This is a genomic window from Mesorhizobium sp. M7A.T.Ca.US.000.02.2.1, from assembly GCF_003996995.1.
In the GTDB taxonomy this organism is placed as follows: domain Bacteria; phylum Pseudomonadota; class Alphaproteobacteria; order Rhizobiales; family Rhizobiaceae; genus Mesorhizobium.
Window position 1 is genome coordinate 1 of the sequence record NZ_RZTT01000586.1, and the last position, 2843, is coordinate 2843.

Here is a 2843-nt window from a genome sequence, read left to right on the forward strand (position 1 = left end):
GCCGCCACCAGGGCGGCTCGAAATGGATCGGCACCGGCGGCACCTCGCCTTTCGGCGCCTATGGCTACAATCCCGAAGGTGTGCGTATCGGCCAGCATGAAAGCCGCAACCGCCGCGCGGTGAAGGTGTGGGACAGACGCGAGTTCAGGAATTTCGACGATGCCGTCGAACTCGGCACCCGCAACATCAAGATCGCGCTGAAGCGCTTGCGTCGCTGGGTGCGCGAAGGCGCCGAGGAGGAATTCGACCTGCCCGGCACCATCCACGCCACCGCCGAGCACGGCTATCTCGATGTGCAGACGCGGCCCGAACGGCGCAACGCGGTGAAGCTTTTGATGTTCTTCGATGTCGGCGGCTCGATGGACGACCACATCAAGAGCGTCGAGGAGCTGTTCTCGGCCGCCCGCGCCGAATTCCGCCAGCTCGAATATTTTTATTTCCACAACTGCCTCTATGAGGGCGTGTGGAAGGACAATCGCCGCAGGCATGCCGAGGTGATTCCGACCTTCGACCTGCTCCACAAATATGGGCCGGACTACAAGGTGATCGTTGTCGGCGACGCGTCGATGAGCCCCTACGAGATCGCTCACCCCGGCGGTTCGGTCGAGCACTGGAATCCGGAGGCAGGCAGCGTCTGGCTCGGCCGCCTGCTGCAGCAATGGCCGAACGCGGTATGGCTGAACCCCGAAGACCCCAGGAACTGGGGCTACACCCATTCGATTGCGATGATCCGCGACATCTTCGGCGGCCGCATGTTCCCGCTGACTTTGGCCGGGCTTGAGGGCGCGACCAAGCAGCTTTCAAGAAAGCATTAGTTGTCAGAGGTGCGGAACCATCACCTCAGAGACCATCAATCGTGAAAGTTGGCGCCGCCCCTCACTGTCCTGCCGGACATCTCTCCCTGTAAACGGGGCGAGAGGGCCTGGCCGCAACGCCGGCGCCTTTCTTGCAACGCTGACAATTGGCGAAATCGCGGACGACAGGGCCCCTCGCCCCGTTTACGGGGAGAGGATGCCGGCAGGCAGGTGAGGGGCGGCGCAGAAGCCTGAAGAAGGGGGAATTCAACCTTGGAACGTCAGACACTGGGCAGTCGTGTAACAAATGCCTATCTTGACGCGAATATCCGGTTGCAATCAACAACGAGCCGGCAAGGCTGAGGAGATCACATGGACACCCATACCTACCCCGTAACCCGCACCGACGCCGAATGGCGCGCCCGGCTGACGCCGGAACAGTATGCCGTCATGCGCGGCCACGGCACCGAGCGGCCGGGAAGCTGCGCCTTGCTCTACGAGAAGCGCGCCGGCACCTTTTCCTGCGCCGGCTGCGACCAGCCCTTGTTCGAATCCAAGCTGAAGTTCGAGAGCGGCACCGGCTGGCCGAGCTTCAACGACCCGGTGCCGGGCTCGGTCGAAAACACCGTCGACCGCAGCTACGGCATGGTTCGCACCGAATGCCATTGCGCCCGCTGCGGCAGCCATCTCGGCCATGTCTTCGAGGACGGCCCGCCGCCGACCGGCCTGCGCTATTGCATCAACGGGGTGGCGCTGAAATTCGAGCCTTCGGCCTGAGCCATCCGGGTTCGTCACTATGAAAGGGCGGCATCTGTCGCCCTTTTCGTTTAAGTATCCGTTGCCCCCCCTCTGGGCAGACGATCAGACCACGATCATCGCCACCAGCCACAGCGTAGCGCCCAGCGTCATCATCCAGGCCTTGGCACCGGGTATCTTTTCGGTGGTCCGCCACACCGCCAAGGTCAGGAACAGGCTGTAGGGCACCGACGCGAAATGCACTGCCAGCACAAGCCCGAGCGGCAACTTCAATCCGAGCAGAACGAGCGCCAGCACCGATGCGGCGATGCTGACCGCGGTGCCGACGAGGACAAGGTCGCGCCAGAACAGCCGGTCGAGCGGCACCTGGCCTTGCCAGCGTGAGCGGAAAAAGGAGCCGATACCCTCTGGCAACACCGGATGTCTATCCCTGCCTCAGGACTTCGGTTACCGCGCGCTCGATACGCGAGCATTCGGTCACCAGCCAGTCGGCCATGGCTGGCCAGTTGTCCTCGGCATAGCAGTTCACCCGCCACATCGAATTGATGCCGAGGTCCTCGCAACTCTGTTCCGGCCTGAGCTTCAGCCTGGCTTCGATATCAGGCTGAAACGGTTTCAACCGCGACCACGCCTGCGTGGCGCCGAACTTCTCGTTGCGACCGAAGAAGACGCCGACCTGGCTCTGCGCCGGCGCGACATACATGGAAAGAACCAAGGCGAAGTCGGGCAGCCCACGCTGCCAGAACCAGGGTCCGCGCCTCGCCATCAGAGCCCTTTCTTCCGGATGCCGCTCGGCGAACAGCGTCCAGAAGCCGCGCTGGCGGAATTCAGAGGCGCGGCGGGCGCCGAAGTCGAATTCGCTCATGGCTCGATGCTCGCTTCGGCATCATGCTCGGCCCGAGACTGTTTCGAAATTCGCTCTGGCGAGTCATATGGTGGTGGTTTCGAGAACCGGAGCGGAGCGTACTTAAAGTACGCGAGCACCGGAAGCGCAGAAAACGCCAACAGATGGCCGCCAGAGTAGAATTTCCAGACAGTCTCTACACCATACCGAGTGCGGCCTTGTACAGATCGAGGATGGTTTCCTCTTCCTGACGCTCGGCCTGGTCCTTCTTGCGCAGCCGGATGATCGTGCGCATCGCCTTGGTGTCGAAGCCGGTGCCCTTGGCCTCGGCGAACACTTCCTTGATGTCGTCGGAAATCGTCTTCTTCTCTTCCTCGAGCCGCTCTATGCGCTCGATGAAGGCACGCAGCTGGCCGGCGGCAACAGTCTGGCTGGTATCGGTGATATCG

Annotated in this window: 5 protein-coding genes; 2 read left to right on the forward strand and 3 right to left on the reverse strand. The window is 62.4% G+C overall.

Annotated elements, in window-relative coordinates; all coding sequences use genetic code 11:
- Both EOD15_RS32025 and msrB read left to right on the forward strand, forming a co-directional pair.
- Positions 1 to 815 (forward strand): VWA domain-containing protein (locus tag EOD15_RS32025; RefSeq protein ID WP_127409193.1); only part of this gene is annotated, 815 nt, incomplete at its 5' end.
- Between the two features lie 351 nt (positions 816 to 1166).
- Positions 1167 to 1571, forward strand: a complete 405-nt coding sequence (msrB, locus tag EOD15_RS32030) for a peptide-methionine (R)-S-oxide reductase MsrB (protein ID WP_127270383.1) — start codon at positions 1167 to 1169, stop codon at positions 1569 to 1571.
- An 84-nt stretch (positions 1572 to 1655) separates the two neighbouring features.
- Here the strand turns inward: msrB and EOD15_RS32035 are convergent, their stop codons facing one another.
- From EOD15_RS32035 to EOD15_RS32045, 3 genes are all read right to left on the reverse strand, one after another.
- Complete coding sequence (locus EOD15_RS32035) at positions 1656 to 1967, reverse strand: hypothetical protein (RefSeq protein WP_127270382.1); 312 nt, start codon at positions 1965 to 1967, stop codon at positions 1656 to 1658.
- Between the two features lie 7 nt (positions 1968 to 1974).
- Positions 1975 to 2415 (reverse strand): hypothetical protein, encoded by a 441-nt coding sequence (locus EOD15_RS32040; protein ID WP_127327606.1) that lies wholly within the window; start codon positions 2413 to 2415, stop codon positions 1975 to 1977.
- 175 nt (positions 2416 to 2590) lie between these two features.
- Positions 2591 to 2843, reverse strand: a 253-nt coding sequence (locus EOD15_RS32045) for a DUF2312 domain-containing protein (RefSeq protein ID WP_148129747.1), incomplete at its 5' end; no start/stop codon positions are given.